The following is a 17,982-nucleotide window of genomic DNA, read 5'->3' as shown; positions in this document are numbered from 1 at the left end:
GGTTATCGCGCCTGCTTTGGGAGCAGGAGGTCGCAGGTTCGAATCCTGCCACCCCGACTTTAATTGTAATTTTAATAAAAATTATAATTTTTTTTATTTGGTTCCATAGCTCAGCTGGATAGAGCAACGCACTTCTAATGCGTAGGTCGAAGGTTCGAATCCTTCTGGGATCACAAAAAATCCGTTGTTTTACAACGGATTTTTTGTTTTTATAGTTTTGTGAAACTAGTTTTTATATATTTACAATAATAATTAGTTCCTTTTATAAATTAATTTTACTACCAAATGAATATTTTAAAAATATATATTTTAAATTTTATCTCTTTGATGTTTTTTTCTTGTAAACCTGCAATAAATAGTGTTGCTCAAAAAACTGAACTTACAACTGAAACTGATATTAAAATAATAAACACAAGTGATATTGAAAGAGTTGATGATAGCACATTTGTAAACATTAAAGATTTTAATGGCAATTTTGTTTTAGATATGAAATATGCGACAGCAGATAATTTTTTAAAAACTAAAGTTTATGATTGTGCCTCTTGTTACTTAAGATTTAAAACGGTAAAAAGTTTAATTGCTGCCAATAACGAATTTAAATTAAAAGGATATTCTATAAAAATATTTGACTGTTATAGACCACTTGATGTTCAAAAAAAGATGTGGCAATTAGTTCCAGATGCTAATTATGTTGCCGATCCTAAAAAAGGTTCTATTCACAATCGTGGTGGCGCAGTTGATATTACTTTAATTGATACAAATGGAAATGAACTTGATATGGGAACAGCATTTGACTTTTTTGGTCCAGAAGCAAGTCATAACTATGAAAAAGTATCAAACGAAGTAAAAAGAAATAGAGCTTTTTTAAAAGAAATAATGCTTAAAAATAATTTTAAATCTTTTGAATCAGAATGGTGGCATTATAATTTAGTTGACAGTCAAAAAGATGCAATAGCTAATTTTAAATGGGAATGTGAGTAGAAAATTACTCAACACATTTTATATAATTAATAAAATAATTTTCAGGATTGTAAGTTTTACTATCCATTTCTGATACAATTTCAGATTTAAAATTATAATCTATAGTTTCTGTAGCATATTTTATTCTCATAAAAGAAATAGGTGAACTTTTTAAATCTTCAAATGAATCTTTGATAAAAAGAAAATAACCAGTTAAAATTCTGTTATTGAAGCTTTTGTCGTCTCTTATTATTGTTCCACAACTTTCACTATCAATGTGAAACATTGTAATTATTTTTCCATTATTTAACTGAAAGTAAATTTTAGAATTTTTATCAAAACAATTTGCCTTAATAAAATCCATACTTTTAGTAATGAATTGAACGTTTAATGATGGTAAATCGTCTGTTTTTACTAACGAGAAAAATATATAATTAGAATGTCCTCCAAATATTTTTTCGCTAACAATATAATCTTTGGTAGATTTATAAGTTCCAATACTGTCAGTAACATTACTGCTGTAATCGCAATTTGTCTGGGCAATTGATAGTGTAGAAATAAATAAAAATAAGCTAAGTAAAATTGGTTTCATTATGGTTTTAAATTTTGGTGCAAATTAACACTATTTTGGTATCATTTTTATTAGTTGTAAAAAAACAATATAGATTTCCTCCATCTTTTATTTTCCATTTTTTTCGAATGTTTTCTACAGTTTCTGGAAAATTACGTGTTGTTATGTTGGATTTACTGTTTTCTAGAAACTCTTTCATATTGTTTTTAGAATATTCTATGATGTTTTGTATTTCAAAAATTCTGCCAGGAAATTCTATTTTTTCATCAGATGTGTATAGGTGTGAATGTTGATGGAGTTTTTCTAAAGAAAAATGATTTCCAATTTCATTGAAACCACCAGATTTCATTATTGCGCTGTTGGGTTCATACAAATACTTTTTTGGTAAACTGTAACTAGAAATTGAATCGGAATTTAATTTAAAATTAAAAATTTCTGGTTTTTCTTTATTGAAATTTATGGTTTTTATTTCTATTGATGCATTGTAGTTTTTTTCTATTTCCCAAAGCAATTCTTTAACTTCGTTTTCAACTGCTACAATATGAATTGTTTTTACATTTTGAAGTTCTAGTAATCCAGCAGAAATATCTAGTATTGGTGCAGTTTTTATTAAAATTTTATTAGAATATTTAAAATAAAAATCTTGTAATTTTGGAACGTTTGGCAAACAATCTTTTAGCATAAAAACTTTTCCTTTGGCATCGTTTCTTCTTGATGGATCTATGTAAATAATGTCAAATTGTTGGTTTAAATTTTCTAGAATTACACTGCTGTCACCTTGTATGCAATTGATATTAGAAACTTTTAGTTGGTTAAAATTATGTACAACTAGTTGTGATAAATGAGAATTAATTTCGCAATGTGTTATTTTATTTATTGTTTTAGAAAAATAGTAATCATCTACTCCAAATCCGCCAGTTAAATCTATTAAAGATTTTGCTTGAACTAATGTAGATTTATAGCTTGCAGTAATTTGAGAAGAGGTTTGTTCTATTGATATTTTACTTGGATAAACTATATTAGGACAATTGTACCAAGTTGAAAGTTTAAGTTTGGCTTTAGACTTAGCTTCTATTTGGTTTAGAATAATTTTAAAATCGATATGTGGAAAAGGATTTTTTTGTAATGCAATTGTAGCAATTGATTTATCTAGATTTTTGTTTATAAATTCTTGAATTTCAGGTTGTAGAATTTGCGAAATTATCATTTTGTAAAAGATTGTAGAGAAGCCAAAAGTAAATTATTTAACCCTGATAGAAGAGAAAATACCACATTTTTCTTGTGGTATTGAAACGGATAGCAGGAATATGGATTGCTAAAATGCCTAGTGATTCGTTCCTAGAAATTTAAAGATTTTTGGTTAGAACTTTTATTACTTTATATTCTGGAAAAAATTCTTTGGCAATTATTTTTATTATTGTATAAAGTGGTATGGCAATTATCATTCCTGTGATGCCAAAAAGTGTTCCTATGATTAGTATTACCAAGAAAATTTCTAACGGATGCGAATTGACACTTTTAGAAAATATTATTGGCGATGATATGTTGTTGTCTATTAATTGAACAATGAAAAAACCAAGCGTTACATAGAGTGTTGTTGGTAATGTTACAGTTTGAAAATCGTTATTTATATTGGATAACATAGTTAAAATACCAGCAAGAATAGATCCAATTAATGGTCCAATGTAAGGAATTATATTTAAAATGGAACACAGAAAGGCAATTACAAAGGCATTTTCTACTCCAAAAATTAGCAATACAATTAGGTATAAAACACAGATAATTGTGAGTTGAATTATTAAACCAACAAAATAGCGCGTAAGCATGTGTTTAGTTTTGTCTAATGAATTTAATATTTGTTCTTCATTATTATTAGGTAGTATTTTTTTTACACCAACAATAAATTGCACTTTGTCTTTTAAGAAAAAAAATGTGATGAATAGAGTGGTGGCAAGACCAATACCAAAGCTACTTAATGTTCCTAAAACTGAGTTGAAAAAGTTGGTTAGAAAGGTGAAATTTAATTTAGATGTAATATCAGTTCTATTTATTATTTTTTCGAAATCTAAATTTCTTTTTTCCAGATAATGTGATAGTTGTGAGTAAAGTTGAACAATTCTTGTTTGAATAGAATTGGTATCTAGCAGCGATAAATTATTACTTTGAGAGATAATTAATGGTACAAAAAGCATTACTAAACCAAATAATAACAATAAAAATAAAACTAAAGTTGTAATAACAGCAAGTGTGTTAGAAAACTTAAAGCGTCTTCTTAAAAATTCTACAACTGGATTGGCAATTAACGAAAGTATAATTGAAATTATTACATATACTATGATTGTTTGAATCGAATAAACAAAGTATAATGATATACATAATAAAGCAAGAGTTCCAATTGCTCTTAGAATTCCGTTAGCAATAATTTTAGAAGTCATAAATTTTATTTAGATTATAAAGATAAAAAAAACTCGTTCACAATTGCGAACGAGTTTAAAATATTTAAAATTTTAATTTTTTTTAGTTTCTAAAAGAAGCTCTTGAACCTCCAACTGCAAAAATTGCATCCATTCTAGCTTTTTGACCTGTAGAGAACATATACATTCCTGCATCGTCAGTATAATCCATATAATTCATAGTCATTTCTACTGGAGTTCCAGCGCAAGTACTGTATTTAGGATAGGCAGGAATTCCAAAATTAGAGGTGCTATGAGTTGGTGTATCTGCAACTAAATCGCTACCACAAGTTGCGTCGCCCCAAATGTGACGTAAATTCATCCAGTGACCAACTTCGTGAGTTGCAGTTCTACCTAAATTAAATGGAGCAACTGCCGAACCAGTGTTTCCAACATATCTAGAATCGCAAACTACACCATCTGTTGCTGATGCTCCACCAGGAAATTGTGCATAACCAAGAATTCCGCCTCCAATTGTGCAAACCCAAAAATTTAATTTAGTTGTTGGAGAAACTGGTGCTAATCCACCACGATTTGTTTTTTTCATTGCATCTGCCGTTCCCCAAGAAGTTTTGGTTGTAGATTTTCTAATAACTTGATCTAGTACAAATGTAATTCCAACATTGGCTTTTACACCAGAAAACAAAGCTGGAACTTGATTATAATCTGTATTTAAAGCATTAAAATCTTTATTTAAAATGTCAATTTGAGATTGAATTTGTGTCAAGGAAATATTTTCTGCAGCTGTTCTATACAAAACATTTACTACTACAGGAATTTCAATTTTTCCGTTAACTAAACGATTAAAATCGCCACTTTTAATAAAACTTTCTGTAAATGCTTCAATTTTGTTCATTTCTAATGCCAACTCTGGATTAGCTTGTAATTGTGCATCTAAAACATCTTGAGAAGCACAAACTTTTCTTGACGCATTTTCAATAGAAGTTGATGTTGCAGAATCTTCTTTCTGACAAGAAAACAGCATCGCTAGTAATGATACTGATAAAATTAATTTTTTCATAAAAAATGGTTAATAGGTTAATTATTTAGCAATTTTATACTATTAACTTTGAATAAAAAAATTATTCACTAAGAATTTTTTAAATAATCGATGAATTACATTTTGATTTAAAAATTTTAATTATTAAATATATAATTCAAAATATTGGTGCCCATTTTTAATGCTTTTTCTCTTACTTCTTTTGGGTCGTTATTAACCTCTGGATCTTCCCAACCATCACCTAAATCGCACTCATAAGTATAAAGTAGAATTAATCTATTGTTTTCAAAAACACCAAAAGCTTGTGGTCTTTTTCCATCATGTTCATGAATTTTAGGTAATCCACCAGGAAAATTATTTGGCGTCTGAAAAATAGGATGATTGGCAGGAATTTCTACAAGATTATTATTAGGAAATATTTTTTTAATTTCTTTTTGAACAAATTCATTCAATCCATAATTGTCATCAATATGAAGAAATCCGCCAGAAAGTAAATAGTTTCTTAAATTCTCTACATCAGAATCGCTAAAAACTACATTTCCGTGACCTGTCATGTGAATAAAAGGATAGGAAAATAAATCTGGACTACTTGGTTCAACCGTTGCAGGTTTAGATTTTATGGTAGTTTTAATTGTTTGATTACTATACTTTATAAGATTTGGTAATGAAGTAGGATTGGCATACCAATCGCCACCACCATTATATTTTAAAAGTGCAATTTCTTGAGAAAATCCTATTGTTGAAATCAATAGAAAGGCAAAAAGTATTTTTTTCATATATTATTCGTTTGCATAAACTACACTGTGACAAGCAACAATTGCAGCAGTTTCTGTTCTTAATCTTGTGTTTCCCAAAGATACTGCAATAAAATTATTCTGCAAAGCTTGATCAATTTCTTTTACAGAAAAATCTCCTTCAGGTCCAATTAATAAGGTTATATTTTCTTTAGATTTCAATTCAGATTTTAAAGATTTTTTATCTGTTTCTTCGCAATGTGCAATGAATTTTTGTCCTTCTAAATTTTTAAGAATAAAATCTTTATATAAAATAGGTTCATTTAATTTAGGCATAAAATAATGCAACGATTGCTTCATTGCTGATTCTATTATTTTTTGAAATCTATCAATTTTTATAATTTTTCTTTCAGAATGTTCGCAAATTATTGGCGTAATTTCTTGAATACCAATTTCTGTTGCTTTTTCTAAAAACCATTCGTAACGTTCATTCATTTTGGTTGGAGCAACTGCCAAATGTAAATAATATTTTGGCTTTATTTGTTCTTCAAATGATATAATATTTACAGTACATTTACTATCGGATGCCAATTTAATTTCTGTCTTAAATAAAAAACCTAAACCATTGGTTACAAATAGAATATCGCTTTCTTTTTTACGTAATACTTTAATTATGTGTTTGCTTTCTTCTTTGTCAAAAACAAACGAGGTATTGGTATATGAAATGGTAGGATTATAGAATAATTGCATATTAAAATTCAATTCTAGCTTTAGATACTACAGCAGCATTTTCAAACTTATTATGTAAATATTTTTGATAACCTACAATTCCAATCATTGCAGCATTATCTGTTGTATATTCAAATTTTGGGATGAATGTTTTCCAACCCAATTTAGATTCAGATTCTTTTAAAGTTTGTCTAATTCCAGAATTTGCAGAAACACCTCCACCAATTGCAATTTGAGTAATTCCAGTTTCGGCAACAGCCATTTTTAACTTCTCCATCAATATTTCTATAATTGTATATTGAATTGAAGCGCAAATATCGTTTTTATTTTCATCAATAAAATTTGAATTTACAGCAACATTTTTCTGAATAAAATAAAGAATTTGTGTTTTTAAACCCGAAAAACTAAAATTCAATCCAGGAACTTTTGGTTTTGTAAATTGATATGCTTTTGGGTTTCCTTCTTTGGCAAATTTATCTACTAATGGTCCACCAGGATAAGGCAAACCCATTATTTTTGCACTTTTATCAAAAGCTTCTCCAACAGCATCATCTGTAGTTTCTCCAATAATTTCCATATCAAAAAAACTTTTTACCATTACAATTTGTGTATGACCACCAGAAATTGTTAATGCTAAAAATGGAAATTCTGGTTTGTCAAATCCTTCTTCATCTATAAAATGTGCCAAAATATGAGCATGCATATGGTTTACAGCAATTAATGGAATTTGTAAAGCCATTGCCATAGATTTAGCAAATGAAGAACCAACAAGTAACGAACCCATTAATCCTGGACCTTGAGTAAATGCTATTGCTGACAACTGATTTTTAGTTATACCAGCATTTTTTAAAGCTACTTCTATTACTGGAACAATATTTTGTTGATGCGCTCTCGAAGCTAGTTCTGGTACAACGCCACCATATTGTTCGTGAATTTTTTGTCCAGCAACAACATTAGATAAAACTACATTATTTTTTAAAACTGCCGCTGCAGTATCATCGCAAGAACTTTCAATTGCTAAAATAAAAACGTCATTAGATTGCATAAAGGCACAATTTTTGAATTATATTTGACAAACCGCCATAAAACGATTATTTTTACATCGAATACAAAAGTAACTATTTTCTAAAAGTTTCTTGTTCAAAGCCCAAATTTAATTTTGAAAGAAAGCAAAACAAATACTCGATTTAAAACCTTTAGAAAAATAGTTTTTCGTACACTAATTGTACTCATTTTACTATTACTTGTAACTGTAATAGCTTTAACTTTACCTAGTGTTCAAACTAAAATTGCCCAATATTATACCGAAAAAATAAACAAACAGTATAAAACTAATATTACTGTAGAACAAGTTGCAATTACCGTATTTGGTAGTGTTAAGCTTAAAAAAGTATTAATAAAAGACCATCACAACGATACTTTAATTTTTTCAAATAAAATTACTACTTCTGTATTAGATTCTAAAAAACTTCTTGACGGAAACTTACTTTTTGGAACAATGCGAGTAGATGGATTGCTATTAAATATTAAAACATACAAAAATGAAAAGAATAACAATTTAAACAAATTTGTTGCTGTTTTTGACACAAAAAATAAATCTAAGACTAAGTTTTTAATGACTTCAAAGAAAATTAAACTTAGAAATAGTCATTTAATAATTACAGACGAGAACAGTTTAAATTCTAAAAGTGTTGATTTTACAAAATTAAATTCTGAAATATCAGATTTTAAAATTTATGGTCCAGATATAAATGCTACAATTGATGAAATGTCGTTTAAAGATCATAGAGGATTGACCGTTAAGAATTTAAAATCTAAATTTACTTATACAAAAACAACTATAAAATTGGAAGAATTAGATTTAGAAACAGAGAATTCTAAATTTATAGGTTCGGCAATTTTAAAATATGATGCTAAAAGTTTTTCAGATTTTAATAATAAAGTTGTTTTAGATATTACTACTAAATCGGCATTGATTTCTACTAATGATATTCGATATTTATATAAAGACATTGCTAAAGATCAAGTATTTAACCTAAATGCAAAAATTGATGGAACTTTAAACAACTTAACATTAAAAAAATTAGATTTATTAGATTCTAAAGGTTCACATATTGTTGGAGATGTAATTTTAAAAAATTTATTGGCTAAGAAAGGAAAAGGCGATTTTTATATGAAAGGTTCTTTTGATAAAATTTCTTCAAGTTATGATAATCTTACTTCACTTTTACCCAATGTATTAGGAAAAAAATTACCAAGTTCTTTAAAAAAATTGGGTAAATTTAATTTAGTTGGCGATGCAGAAATTACTACAACATTTATTGATGCAGATTTTAGTTTGAATACGGTTTTAGGAAATGTAAAATCTAAACTATTAATGACCAATATTAATACCATAGACAATGCATCTTATAATGGTAGAATTGCATTAGATAACTTTGATATTGGTACTTTTTTAAACAGAAAAGACATTGGAAAAGTAACTATTGATGTAGATGTAGACGGAAAAGGATTTACAGAAAAATATCTAGACACAAAATTTTCTGGAGAAATTGAAAGCGTTAAATATAATGGTTACACTTACAAAAATATTATTGCTGATGGAAGTTTTAAAAAACCAATTTTTGCAGGTAATGTAAGTATAAATGATCCTAATTTATTTTTAGATTTTAACGGAACAATTGATTTAAGTAATAAAGAAAGTATTTACGATTTTAAAGCCAAAGTAGATTATGCCAATCTTAAAAATTTAAACTTTTTAAACGATGAAATATCAGTTTTTAAAGGCGATGTAGATATGAAAGTTAAAGGAAGTTCTGTTGATAATTTAAAAGGCGAAGTTGTATTTTCTAATGCTTCCTATCAGAATAAAAAAGACACTTACTTTTTTGATAATGTAACAGTTAGTTCACAATTCGATGCTAATAATGAACGTACCATAAATATAATTTCTCCTAATGCAATTAATGCAAAAATTGTTGGTAAATATGATTTTAGTCAAATTCAAAAAATGGTTCAAAATTCACTTGGAAGTCTTTACACAAATTACAAATCTGATAATGTAAAAAAAGGTCAATATATAAAGTTTAATCTATCAGAATTTAATAAGGTTATTGAGATTTTTTATCCAACAATTAATATTGATTCAACTACAACTATTTCAGGAAGCATTAACAGCGATGATAATGATTTTAAATTGAATTTGTCATCCAAAAAAATAAGTGCATTTAATGCAACTTTTGATAATTTACTTGTAGAAGTTGACAACAAAAATCCTTTATATAATACTTATATTCAAATAGATAGTATAAAAACCAAACAATATAAAATTAGGGATTTTTCGTTAATTAATGTAACTTCTAAAGATACTTTATCTTTTAGAACAGAATTTAAAGGTGGCGAAAAAGGAAATGATGTATACAATTTAAACCTTTACCATACTATTAATAAAGACAATGAAAATATTGTTGGATTTAATAAATCTGAAATGATGTTTAAAGATTTTATTTGGTACATTAATGAAAAAGAAGATGATAAAAACAAAGTAGTATTTGATAAAAATTTCAAAAATTTTAATTTTGAAGACATCGTAATTTCACACGAAAATCAATCTATAAATTTAAAAGGATTTTTAAATGGAAAGAATACTAAAGATTTAGAACTTACCTTTAATAATGTAGAATTAAATAAAATTACACCAAACCTTAAGAAATTCAAATTTGATGGAAATTTAAATGGAACTGTATTTTTAAAACAAAATAATGCTGTTTATCAACCAACAGCTTCATTGCAAATTAAAGATTTGTTTGTAAATGAAAACCAATTAGGTAATTTAATTTTAGATATAGAAGGTGATGAAAATTTTAGAAAATTTACATTAAATTCAGAAATTGAAAATGAAAATTTCAAGTCATTCAAGGCAACTGGAGGTTTAGAAATTGTAAATGATCAAACTCTTTTGGATATAAATTTAAATTTTCAAAAATTTAATCTCGGAGTTTTAAGTAATCTTGGTGGTGGAGTTTTATCTAATATTCGTGGATTTGTTTCTGGAAACGCAAGAATTGATGGCAATGTAAATAATATTGATTATAATGGTAGGTTGTTTGCCGATGGAGTTGGACTTACCATTCCATATTTAAATGTAGATTATGTTTTAAAACCAAATTCGATTATTGATGTTACCCAAAATAAATTTATAATTCAACCAACTCAAATTACTGATTCTAAATTCAATACAGAAGGTAATCTTGAAGGATTTATAAAACACAAACAATTTGGTGAATGGGAATTAGATTTAGAAATTGATGCCGACAGATTATTAGCATTAAACACTAAAGATTATGAAGATGCGGCTTATTTTGGAACCGCATTTATAAAAGGAAAAGCAACAATAAAAGGTCCAACAAATGGATTGTTTATATATGTAAAAGCAAAATCTGAAAAAGGAACCGATATTAAAATTCCAATAAATGACGCTCAAGCCGTAAGCGATAATAATTACATTCACTTTGTTACTCCTAATGAAAAATTAAATAAAAATCTTCCAAATGCAGTTCCTAGAAAAACTTATAATGGTTTAGAAATGCGTTTCGAATTCGACATAACGCAAGATGCAAGTATAGAAGTAATTCTGGACAGAGAAGGTCACGGAATGAAAGGAAAAGGTCGTGGAGAATTATTATTTGAAATTAATACAGGCGGAAAGTTTACCATGTTTGGCGATTATCAAGTCTATGAAGGAACTTATAATTTTAAATATGGTGGATTAATAGATAAAAAATTTACAGTTAAAAAATTTAGTTCTATAGTTTGGGAAGGCGATCCTTTAAGAGCAGTTTTAAATTTAGAAGCTATTTATAATACAACAGCAAATCCAGCTGTTTTAGTTGCTAACTCTTCTTTTAATAATAAAATTCCTGTGCAAGTAGTAATCGGAGTTAAAGGAACTATTAAAAATCCAGAACCTGAATTTAATATTCTTTTTCCTGATGGAAGTTCTATTTTAAAATCTGAAATAGAAACTAAATTAAATGATAAAGATATCAGACAAACTCAAGCTTTACATTTACTAGCTTTTGGTGGATTTTTAAGTCAAGATGGTTTAAGCCAATCACAACCAACTAATATTTTATTTGAAAGAGCAAGTTCTTTATTTGGAGATTTATTTCAAGACGCAGATGGAAAATTGCAAGTAAATGTTGATTATGTTCAAGCCGATAGAACGCCAGGTACAGAAACCGATGGACGATTTGGAGTTTCAGTATCTTCTAAAATAAATGAGCGAATTACAATTAACGGAAAAGTTGGTGTACCAGTTGGTGGCGTAAATGAATCTGCAATTGTTGGAAATGTAGAAATTCAATACAGAGTTAACGAAGATGGAACTTTAAATCTTAGATTATTTAATAAAGAAAACGAAATCAATTATTTAGGACAAGGTGTTGGATATACTCAAGGAGTTGGAGTTTCTTATGAAGTAGATTTTAGTACTTTTAGAGAATTAGTTAATAAAATTTTTAAAAAAAATAAAATTGATGTTGTTAAACCAAAAGCTAAAAATGAAGACGATTCATCATTATTTCCGGATTATATAAAAATTGAAAACGAAAAAAAATCTAAAGAAAAATCTAAAGAAGAAGTGAAAAATAATAAAGAAGCAGTTCCAATAGAAGATTAATTATGAATTTCATAATTATAGATTTGCTACTATTAATGCTCATAAATTAGAAACTTATCAACGAAAACGTTTGCAATTTGTTAATACTACCAAAATACTCGAAATTGTAGCTAAATATCATTTCATCTTTGTTAATTTTACACTTCAAACATAAATTATTAATGACCAAAACTATTAAAAAAATTGGTGTTCTTACTTCTGGTGGCGATTCGCCAGGAATGAATGCTGCTATTCGTGCCGTTGTTAGAACTTGTGCTTACCATAATGTAGATTGTGTAGGTATTTATAGAGGTTATCAAGGAATGATTGAAGGCGATTTTAAAGAAATGGGTCCAAGATCAGTAAACAATATTGTAAACAAAGGCGGAACAATATTAAAATCAGCTCGTTCATTAGAGTTTAAAACCAAAGAAGGAAGAGAAAAAGCATACAATAATTTAGTAAAAGCAGGAATAGATTCGCTTGTAATTATTGGTGGAGATGGAAGTTTTACCGGTGCAGAAATTTTTAATACGGAATATGGTTTTCCAGTAATGGGAATTCCAGGAACAATTGATAATGATATTTTTGGAACAAGTCACACACTAGGTTACGACACAGCATTGAACACAGTTGTAGAAGTTATAGATAAAATTAGAGATACTGCAAGTTCGCATAACCGACTGTTTTTAGTAGAAGTTATGGGAAGAGACGCAGGACACATTGCACTAAATGCTGGAATTGGTGCTGGAGCAGAAGAAATTCTTATTCCAGAAGAAGATTTAGGATTAGAACGTCTGTTAGATTCTTTAAAGAAAAGTAAAGCATCAGGAAAATCATCAAGTATTGTTGTAATTGCCGAAGGAGATAAAATTGGTAAAAGTGTTTTTGAACTCAAAGATTACATCGAAGAAAATTTACCAGAATATGATGTTCGTGTTTCAGTTCTTGGTCACATGCAACGTGGAGGTTCGCCATCATGTTACGACAGAGTTTTAGCATCACGACTTGGTGTAAAAGCAGTAGAATCAATATTAGAAGGAAAAACCAATTATATGGTAGGAATGTTAAACGATAAAGTTGCTTTAACACCATTAGAATTAGCCATTAAAGGAAAATCAGAAATAGATAGAGAATTATTACGCGTTTCAGAAATAATGTCAACGTAAATGCGTTGCATTGCAACGTATCCCAAATTATAACCAAATTAAAATAAAAAATAAAACAAAATGTCAAAAGTAAAATTAGGAATCAACGGATTTGGAAGAATAGGAAGAATCGTGTTTAGAGAATCTTTCAACAGAGATAATGTAGAAGTTGTAGCAATAAACGATTTATTAGATGTAGATCATTTGGCATACTTATTAAAATACGATTCAGTTCACGGTCGTTTTAATGGAACAGTTGAAGTAAAAGAAGGAAAACTTTACGTAAACGGAAGAAATATTAGAATAACTGCCGAGCGTGATCCTGCAACATTAAAATGGGATGAAGTAGGAGCAGAAGTAGTTGCAGATTGTACTGGAATTTTCACAACATTAGAATCAGCACAAGGACACATTAAAGGTGGAGCTAAAAAAGTAGTAATTTCTGCGCCATCAGCAGATGCGCCAATGTTTGTAATGGGTGTAAATCATACCAAAGCAACCGCAGCCGATACAATTGTTTCTAATGCATCTTGCACAACCAATTGTCTTGCGCCTTTAGCTAAAGTTATCAACGATAATTTCGGAATTGTAGAAGCACTTATGACAACAGTTCATGCAACAACTTCAACACAAATGACTGCCGATGGACCATCAAGAAAAGACTGGCGTGGTGGTCGTGCAGCAAGCGTAAATATAATTCCATCTTCAACTGGTGCAGCAAAAGCGGTTGGAAAAGTAATACCAGAATTAGACGGAAAATTAACAGGAATGTCTTTCCGTGTACCAACTGTAGACGTTTCTGTGGTAGATTTAACTGTAAAAGTAGCCAAAGAAACTACCTATGATGAAATAATGAAAGTATTAAAAAATGCTTCCGAAACAGATTACAAAAATATTATCGGATATACCGAGGATCAAGTGGTTTCTCAAGATTTCGTATCAGATACTCGCACATCAATTATCGATGCTAAAGCAGGAATTGGTTTAAATTCAACGTTTTTCAAAATTGTATCTTGGTACGATAACGAGTATGGATATTCTAGTAAATTAATCGATTTATCGGTTCATATTGCTTCATTAAAATAAAAAATACTAATTTTAAATCCTGTTATCTATATAGTTGACAGGATTTTTAATTTTTTTAAATGGTTTTTTTAGAAGCGAATGGCTTAGGCATTTTCTTCAATCCATTTTCCTGCTTTACATTACAATCTTTTTTCAATTACCTTGGGTTTAAACCCAAGGCAATTAAAAAAAGGATTTTCATTTCAATCAGGGCTAAAAAACTAAGCATAGCATTAAAATAAACTAACTAACCAAAATACTAATTAAGAATTAAATCTCAAATCTTTAATTCCTAAACCACACTAAAATTATGAAATTACTTGTAGATAGCGGTTCTACCAAAGCCGATTGGATAGCAATTGATGATAACGGAAAAGTACTTTTTACCACACAAACTCTAGGATTAAATCCAGAAGTATTAAACAAAGAAGAAATTATTTCTCGTCTAGACGAAAAATTTGATATTTCGCACAACAAACTAAAAGCATCACATTTATATTTTTATGGTGCAGGTTGTGGCACAGACCGAATGAAAAATTTCTTATCAGATGTCTTTAAAGGATATTTTAAAAAAGCAATAGTTTCTGTACACGAAGATACGTATGCAGCAGTTTATGCAACTACACCCAAAGGAGAAAAAGCAATAGTTTGCATTCTTGGCACAGGTTCTAATTGTAGTTTTTACGATGGTTCGGTTTTACATCAAAAAGTGCAATCACTTGGTTACATTGCTATGGATGATTGCTCAGGAAATCGTTTTGGTCGTCATTTACTTCGTGGTTATTATTTTAATCAAATGCCAGCAGATTTAGCCAAAGAATTTGAAGAAGAATACAACATAGAACCAGATTATGTTAAACATAATTTATACAAAGAACACAATCCTAATGCTTATTTAGCAACATTTGCCAAGTTTTTAATAAAACATAAAGACACCGATTTTTGTAAAAAATTCATAAAACAAGAAATGGAAGATTTTATAGAAAATTACATCAAGCAATTTGACAATTACAAAGAAGTTCCAGTACATTTTATAGGTTCAATTGCCTTTTATTTAAAAGAAGAACTAGAAAAAGAATTAACTAAAAACGGAATAAAACTAGGCAATGTACTTCGAAGACCAATTGATGGATTAATTGCATATCACGTTATAAATAAATAAAAATAGAAATGATTTTAAAGAAATTTAAAATCATTTTTTTTTAAATTTCCAAATCAAACATCTTCTTTAACAATTCCAAATTAGGATTTATTTCTTTCAATCTGTTGTATTTATCTTGAGCAGTAAAGGCAACTTTACTTTTTACTTTTTCATTTACTACAACATCAATTGTAATATCATGATTGTGTAAATGACCACGTAAATATCCAAGAAGTTCGTTTTTTTCTTTTTCAAAATCAATTTTAGAACCTTCATTTGGCAATTCATAAGTAATTGCAAAACCATTTAATTTTGGATCACTAATTCGCAATAACGAAGCCATAATCATTAATCCTTTATCAGTAAGTCGTTGCGCATATTTAAACCAAAAATCTAGCATTTCAGTTTCTGTAAAAGCTTCTGTCGGAAATTTAACCTCTTCTTTTACAACACCTTTTTGAGATTCTAATAATTCTTTTTTAGCACGAATACTAGCCAATGATAAAGCAGAAACTTTAACTGGATTATCGTTATTTAGTTGTGGATTATGAGTTATGAGTTGTGGAACATCTTTAATTTCAACTTCACTTTTTATTATTTCCTTATTTAAAACTTCCAAATTTGTATTTTGTACATCTTCATTAATTTTCAAATCTTCTTTTACACTTCCATCTTCCAACTTCTTACTTCCAACTTCTGTAATAGAATAATCATTCCTTCTAAAATAAGTAGGTGCAATTATAAACTCACCTTTTTTTTTTCTCCATCAAAGTTGATAGAGCAAAGTTGCATTAGCGAAAGTTCAACAAGAAGTCGTTGATTTTGAGATGCTTTAAACTTTAAATCACAATCATTAGCAATTTCAATTCCTTTCAATAAAAAATCTTGATTGCATTTTTGAGCTTGTTCACCATATAATTTCTGTGCTTGCTCTCCAGCTTCAAGCAAACTCAAAGTCGCAGGATTTTTAGAAACCAATAAATCTCTAAAATGACTTGCCAAACCAGCAATAAAATGATGTCCATCAAATCCTTTAGACAAAATATCATTATAAGAAACTAAAACTTCTGGAATATTATTATCCAAAATCAAATCAGTAATCTTGATATAGGTTTCATAATCAAGCACATTCAGATTTTCTGTCACTGCTTGTCTAGTAAGATTATTACCACAATAAGAAACCACTCTGTCAAAAATTGATAAAGCATCACGCATTGCACCATCAGCTTTCTGTGCAATAATATGCAACGCATCATCTTCACAAATTACACCTTGACTTGCAGCAACTTCTGCCAAATGTTCCTTAGCATCTTTTACTGTAATTCTTTTAAAATCAAATATTTGACAACGAGACAATATAGTCGGAATAATTTTGTGTTTCTCCGTAGTTGCAAGAATAAAAATAGCATGTTTTGGTGGTTCTTCAAGCGTTTTTAAAAAAGCATTAAAAGCCGCCGACGACAACATGTGAACCTCGTCAATAATATAAACTTTATACTGACCAGTTTGTGGCGGAATGCGAACTTGATCTATCAAACTACGAATATCATCTACCGAATTGTTTGATGCAGCATCCAATTCAAAAACATTAAATGCAAAATCCTCATTTGGATCATCATAACCAGGTTGGTTAATTTTTCTGGCCAAAATTCTTGCGCAAGTTGTTTTTCCAACACCTCTTGGACCAGTAAATAATAGGGCAGAAGCCAAGTGATTGGTTTCTATGGCATTCAACAAAGTGTTCGTAATTGCTTGCTGTCCCACAACATCTTTAAACGTTTGCGGACGATATTTACGAGCAGAGACAACAAATTGTTCCATAAAAATAAATTGGAATACAAAGATAGATTTAAAAAAATCAATTTCAAATATCAATTGCAATATCAAGTAAAATAAAATTTTCTATTTCTTAAAGCTATTCCAACTTTCCATTTCAAGTTTTCATAAAACCAGTTTGTTTTTCTATAAATTTTTAAAAGAGCTTCCGTTGGTCGCTTTTTAAAAATTAGAAAAACTAAACTGCTTTCATAAAAAGCTTTACATTACAATTTGGGCTAGTTCGTAGTAAAAATATAATCTAAAAATATATCGAAATCTACAAATAATCCAATTTTTCTCTACCTTTAATACTCAATTCATGCAAAACCATTGCAGCGCTGTTATCAGTAAAAGCTGCCAATCCTGCAACAAAAACTCCTTTTTCGCCAGTACTAGATTTTATACCAAATACCGTTGCTTCATCTCCAGGATCACTTTCACCTTCGTATCTGTATATATATACAATTTCAAATTGGTCTGGACTGTTAATAATTCTATTTTCTTGAATATTAAAATCTACAGTAAAACCTTTTTCACCAAGTTCTTCAAGAGCTTTAGTTACTGTTGCGTAATGATACATTTGACGATCCATTTTGTATAATTTAATTGAGTTATATATTTAGCTTCTGTATTATTTGATTTTGATAAATAGGCATTTCTTTCATCATTCTTTCAATTGTCTTGTGAAATATAGTTTCTTTGAA

Annotated in this window: 15 protein-coding genes and 1 tRNA gene; 6 read left to right on the top strand and 10 right to left on the bottom strand. The window is 28.7% G+C overall.

The genetic code is table 11. The features are described from left to right. Nucleotides 1-99 precede the first annotated feature (99 nt). Both ACH2BC_RS09225 and ddpX read left to right on the top strand, forming a co-directional pair. Nucleotides 100-173, top strand: a tRNA-Arg gene (locus tag ACH2BC_RS09225). Between the two features lie 154 nt (nucleotides 174-327). Beyond that, on the top strand, nucleotides 328-981 hold the full coding sequence (ddpX, locus tag ACH2BC_RS09220; protein ID WP_395053706.1) for a D-alanyl-D-alanine dipeptidase: 654 nt from the start codon (nucleotides 328-330) through the stop codon (nucleotides 979-981). Between the two features lie 4 nt (nucleotides 982-985). On the opposite strand, the gene ACH2BC_RS09215 is transcribed toward ddpX, so the two are convergent. From ACH2BC_RS09215 to tsaD, 7 genes are all read right to left on the bottom strand, one after another. After that, nucleotides 986-1,552 (bottom strand): hypothetical protein, encoded by a 567-nt coding sequence (locus tag ACH2BC_RS09215; protein WP_395053705.1) that lies wholly within the window; start codon nucleotides 1,550-1,552, stop codon nucleotides 986-988. Between the two features lie 7 nt (nucleotides 1,553-1,559). Beyond that, a complete protein-coding gene (locus ACH2BC_RS09210; RefSeq protein ID WP_395053707.1) occupies nucleotides 1,560-2,735 on the bottom strand; it encodes a class I SAM-dependent methyltransferase in 1,176 nt (391 codons plus the stop codon). A gap of 142 nt (nucleotides 2,736-2,877) precedes the next feature. Beyond that, nucleotides 2,878-3,966 (bottom strand): AI-2E family transporter, encoded by a 1,089-nt coding sequence (locus ACH2BC_RS09205; protein WP_395053704.1) that lies wholly within the window; start codon nucleotides 3,964-3,966, stop codon nucleotides 2,878-2,880. A gap of 82 nt (nucleotides 3,967-4,048) precedes the next feature. After that, on the bottom strand, nucleotides 4,049-5,005 hold the full coding sequence (locus tag ACH2BC_RS09200; protein WP_395053703.1) for a zinc metalloprotease: 957 nt from the start codon (nucleotides 5,003-5,005) through the stop codon (nucleotides 4,049-4,051). 116 nt (nucleotides 5,006-5,121) lie between these two features. Then, entirely contained in the window at nucleotides 5,122-5,760 is a 639-nt protein-coding gene (locus ACH2BC_RS09195; protein ID WP_395053702.1) for a DUF4159 domain-containing protein, read from the bottom strand. 3 nt (nucleotides 5,761-5,763) lie between these two features. Beyond that, nucleotides 5,764-6,468 (bottom strand): 16S rRNA (uracil(1498)-N(3))-methyltransferase, encoded by a 705-nt coding sequence (locus ACH2BC_RS09190; RefSeq protein WP_395053701.1) that lies wholly within the window; start codon nucleotides 6,466-6,468, stop codon nucleotides 5,764-5,766. 1 nt (nucleotide 6,469) lies between these two features. After that, nucleotides 6,470-7,492: a tRNA (adenosine(37)-N6)-threonylcarbamoyltransferase complex transferase subunit TsaD gene (gene tsaD, locus ACH2BC_RS09185; RefSeq protein WP_395053700.1), complete on the bottom strand. Its 1,023-nt coding sequence runs from the start codon at nucleotides 7,490-7,492 to the stop codon at nucleotides 6,470-6,472. A gap of 114 nt (nucleotides 7,493-7,606) precedes the next feature. On the opposite strand from tsaD, the gene ACH2BC_RS09180 reads away from it, so the two are divergent. The 4 genes from ACH2BC_RS09180 (at nucleotide 7,607) to ACH2BC_RS09165 (ending at nucleotide 15,481) form a co-directional block, all read left to right on the top strand. After that, complete coding sequence (locus tag ACH2BC_RS09180; protein WP_395053699.1) at nucleotides 7,607-12,127, top strand: translocation/assembly module TamB domain-containing protein; 4,521 nt, start codon at nucleotides 7,607-7,609, stop codon at nucleotides 12,125-12,127. Nucleotides 12,128-12,288: 161 nt separating this feature from the next. Further along, entirely contained in the window at nucleotides 12,289-13,275 is a 987-nt protein-coding gene (pfkA, locus tag ACH2BC_RS09175; protein WP_395053698.1) for a 6-phosphofructokinase, read from the top strand. 60 nt (nucleotides 13,276-13,335) lie between these two features. Next, nucleotides 13,336-14,340: a type I glyceraldehyde-3-phosphate dehydrogenase gene (gene gap / locus ACH2BC_RS09170; protein WP_395053697.1), complete on the top strand. Its 1,005-nt coding sequence runs from the start codon at nucleotides 13,336-13,338 to the stop codon at nucleotides 14,338-14,340. Nucleotides 14,341-14,629: 289 nt separating this feature from the next. Continuing rightward, a complete protein-coding gene (locus tag ACH2BC_RS09165) occupies nucleotides 14,630-15,481 on the top strand; it encodes an N-acetylglucosamine kinase (RefSeq protein ID WP_395053696.1) in 852 nt (283 codons plus the stop codon). Nucleotides 15,482-15,521: 40 nt separating this feature from the next. Here the strand turns inward: ACH2BC_RS09165 and ACH2BC_RS09160 are convergent, their stop codons facing one another. The 3 genes from ACH2BC_RS09160 to ACH2BC_RS09150 form a co-directional block, all read right to left on the bottom strand. Continuing rightward, the gene (locus ACH2BC_RS09160) at nucleotides 15,522-16,139 is read right to left on the bottom strand and encodes a DNA polymerase III subunit gamma/tau (RefSeq protein WP_395053695.1); all 618 of its coding nucleotides are present in this window, start codon (nucleotides 16,137-16,139) and stop codon (nucleotides 15,522-15,524) included. A 59-nt stretch (nucleotides 16,140-16,198) separates the two neighbouring features. Next, entirely contained in the window at nucleotides 16,199-17,281 is a 1,083-nt protein-coding gene (gene dnaX, locus ACH2BC_RS09155) for a DNA polymerase III subunit gamma/tau (protein WP_395053694.1), read from the bottom strand. Between the two features lie 274 nt (nucleotides 17,282-17,555). Continuing rightward, on the bottom strand, nucleotides 17,556-17,870 hold the full coding sequence (locus tag ACH2BC_RS09150) for a hypothetical protein (RefSeq protein ID WP_395053693.1): 315 nt from the start codon (nucleotides 17,868-17,870) through the stop codon (nucleotides 17,556-17,558). Nucleotides 17,871-17,982: the final 112 nt, after the last annotated feature.

Origin of the sequence: Flavobacterium sp., assembly GCF_043760115.1 — a bacterium.
Classification (GTDB): Bacteria; Bacteroidota; Bacteroidia; order Flavobacteriales; family Flavobacteriaceae; genus Flavobacterium.
Note: the sequence above shows the minus strand (reverse complement) of the source record. Positions and strands in the feature narration are given on the sequence as shown.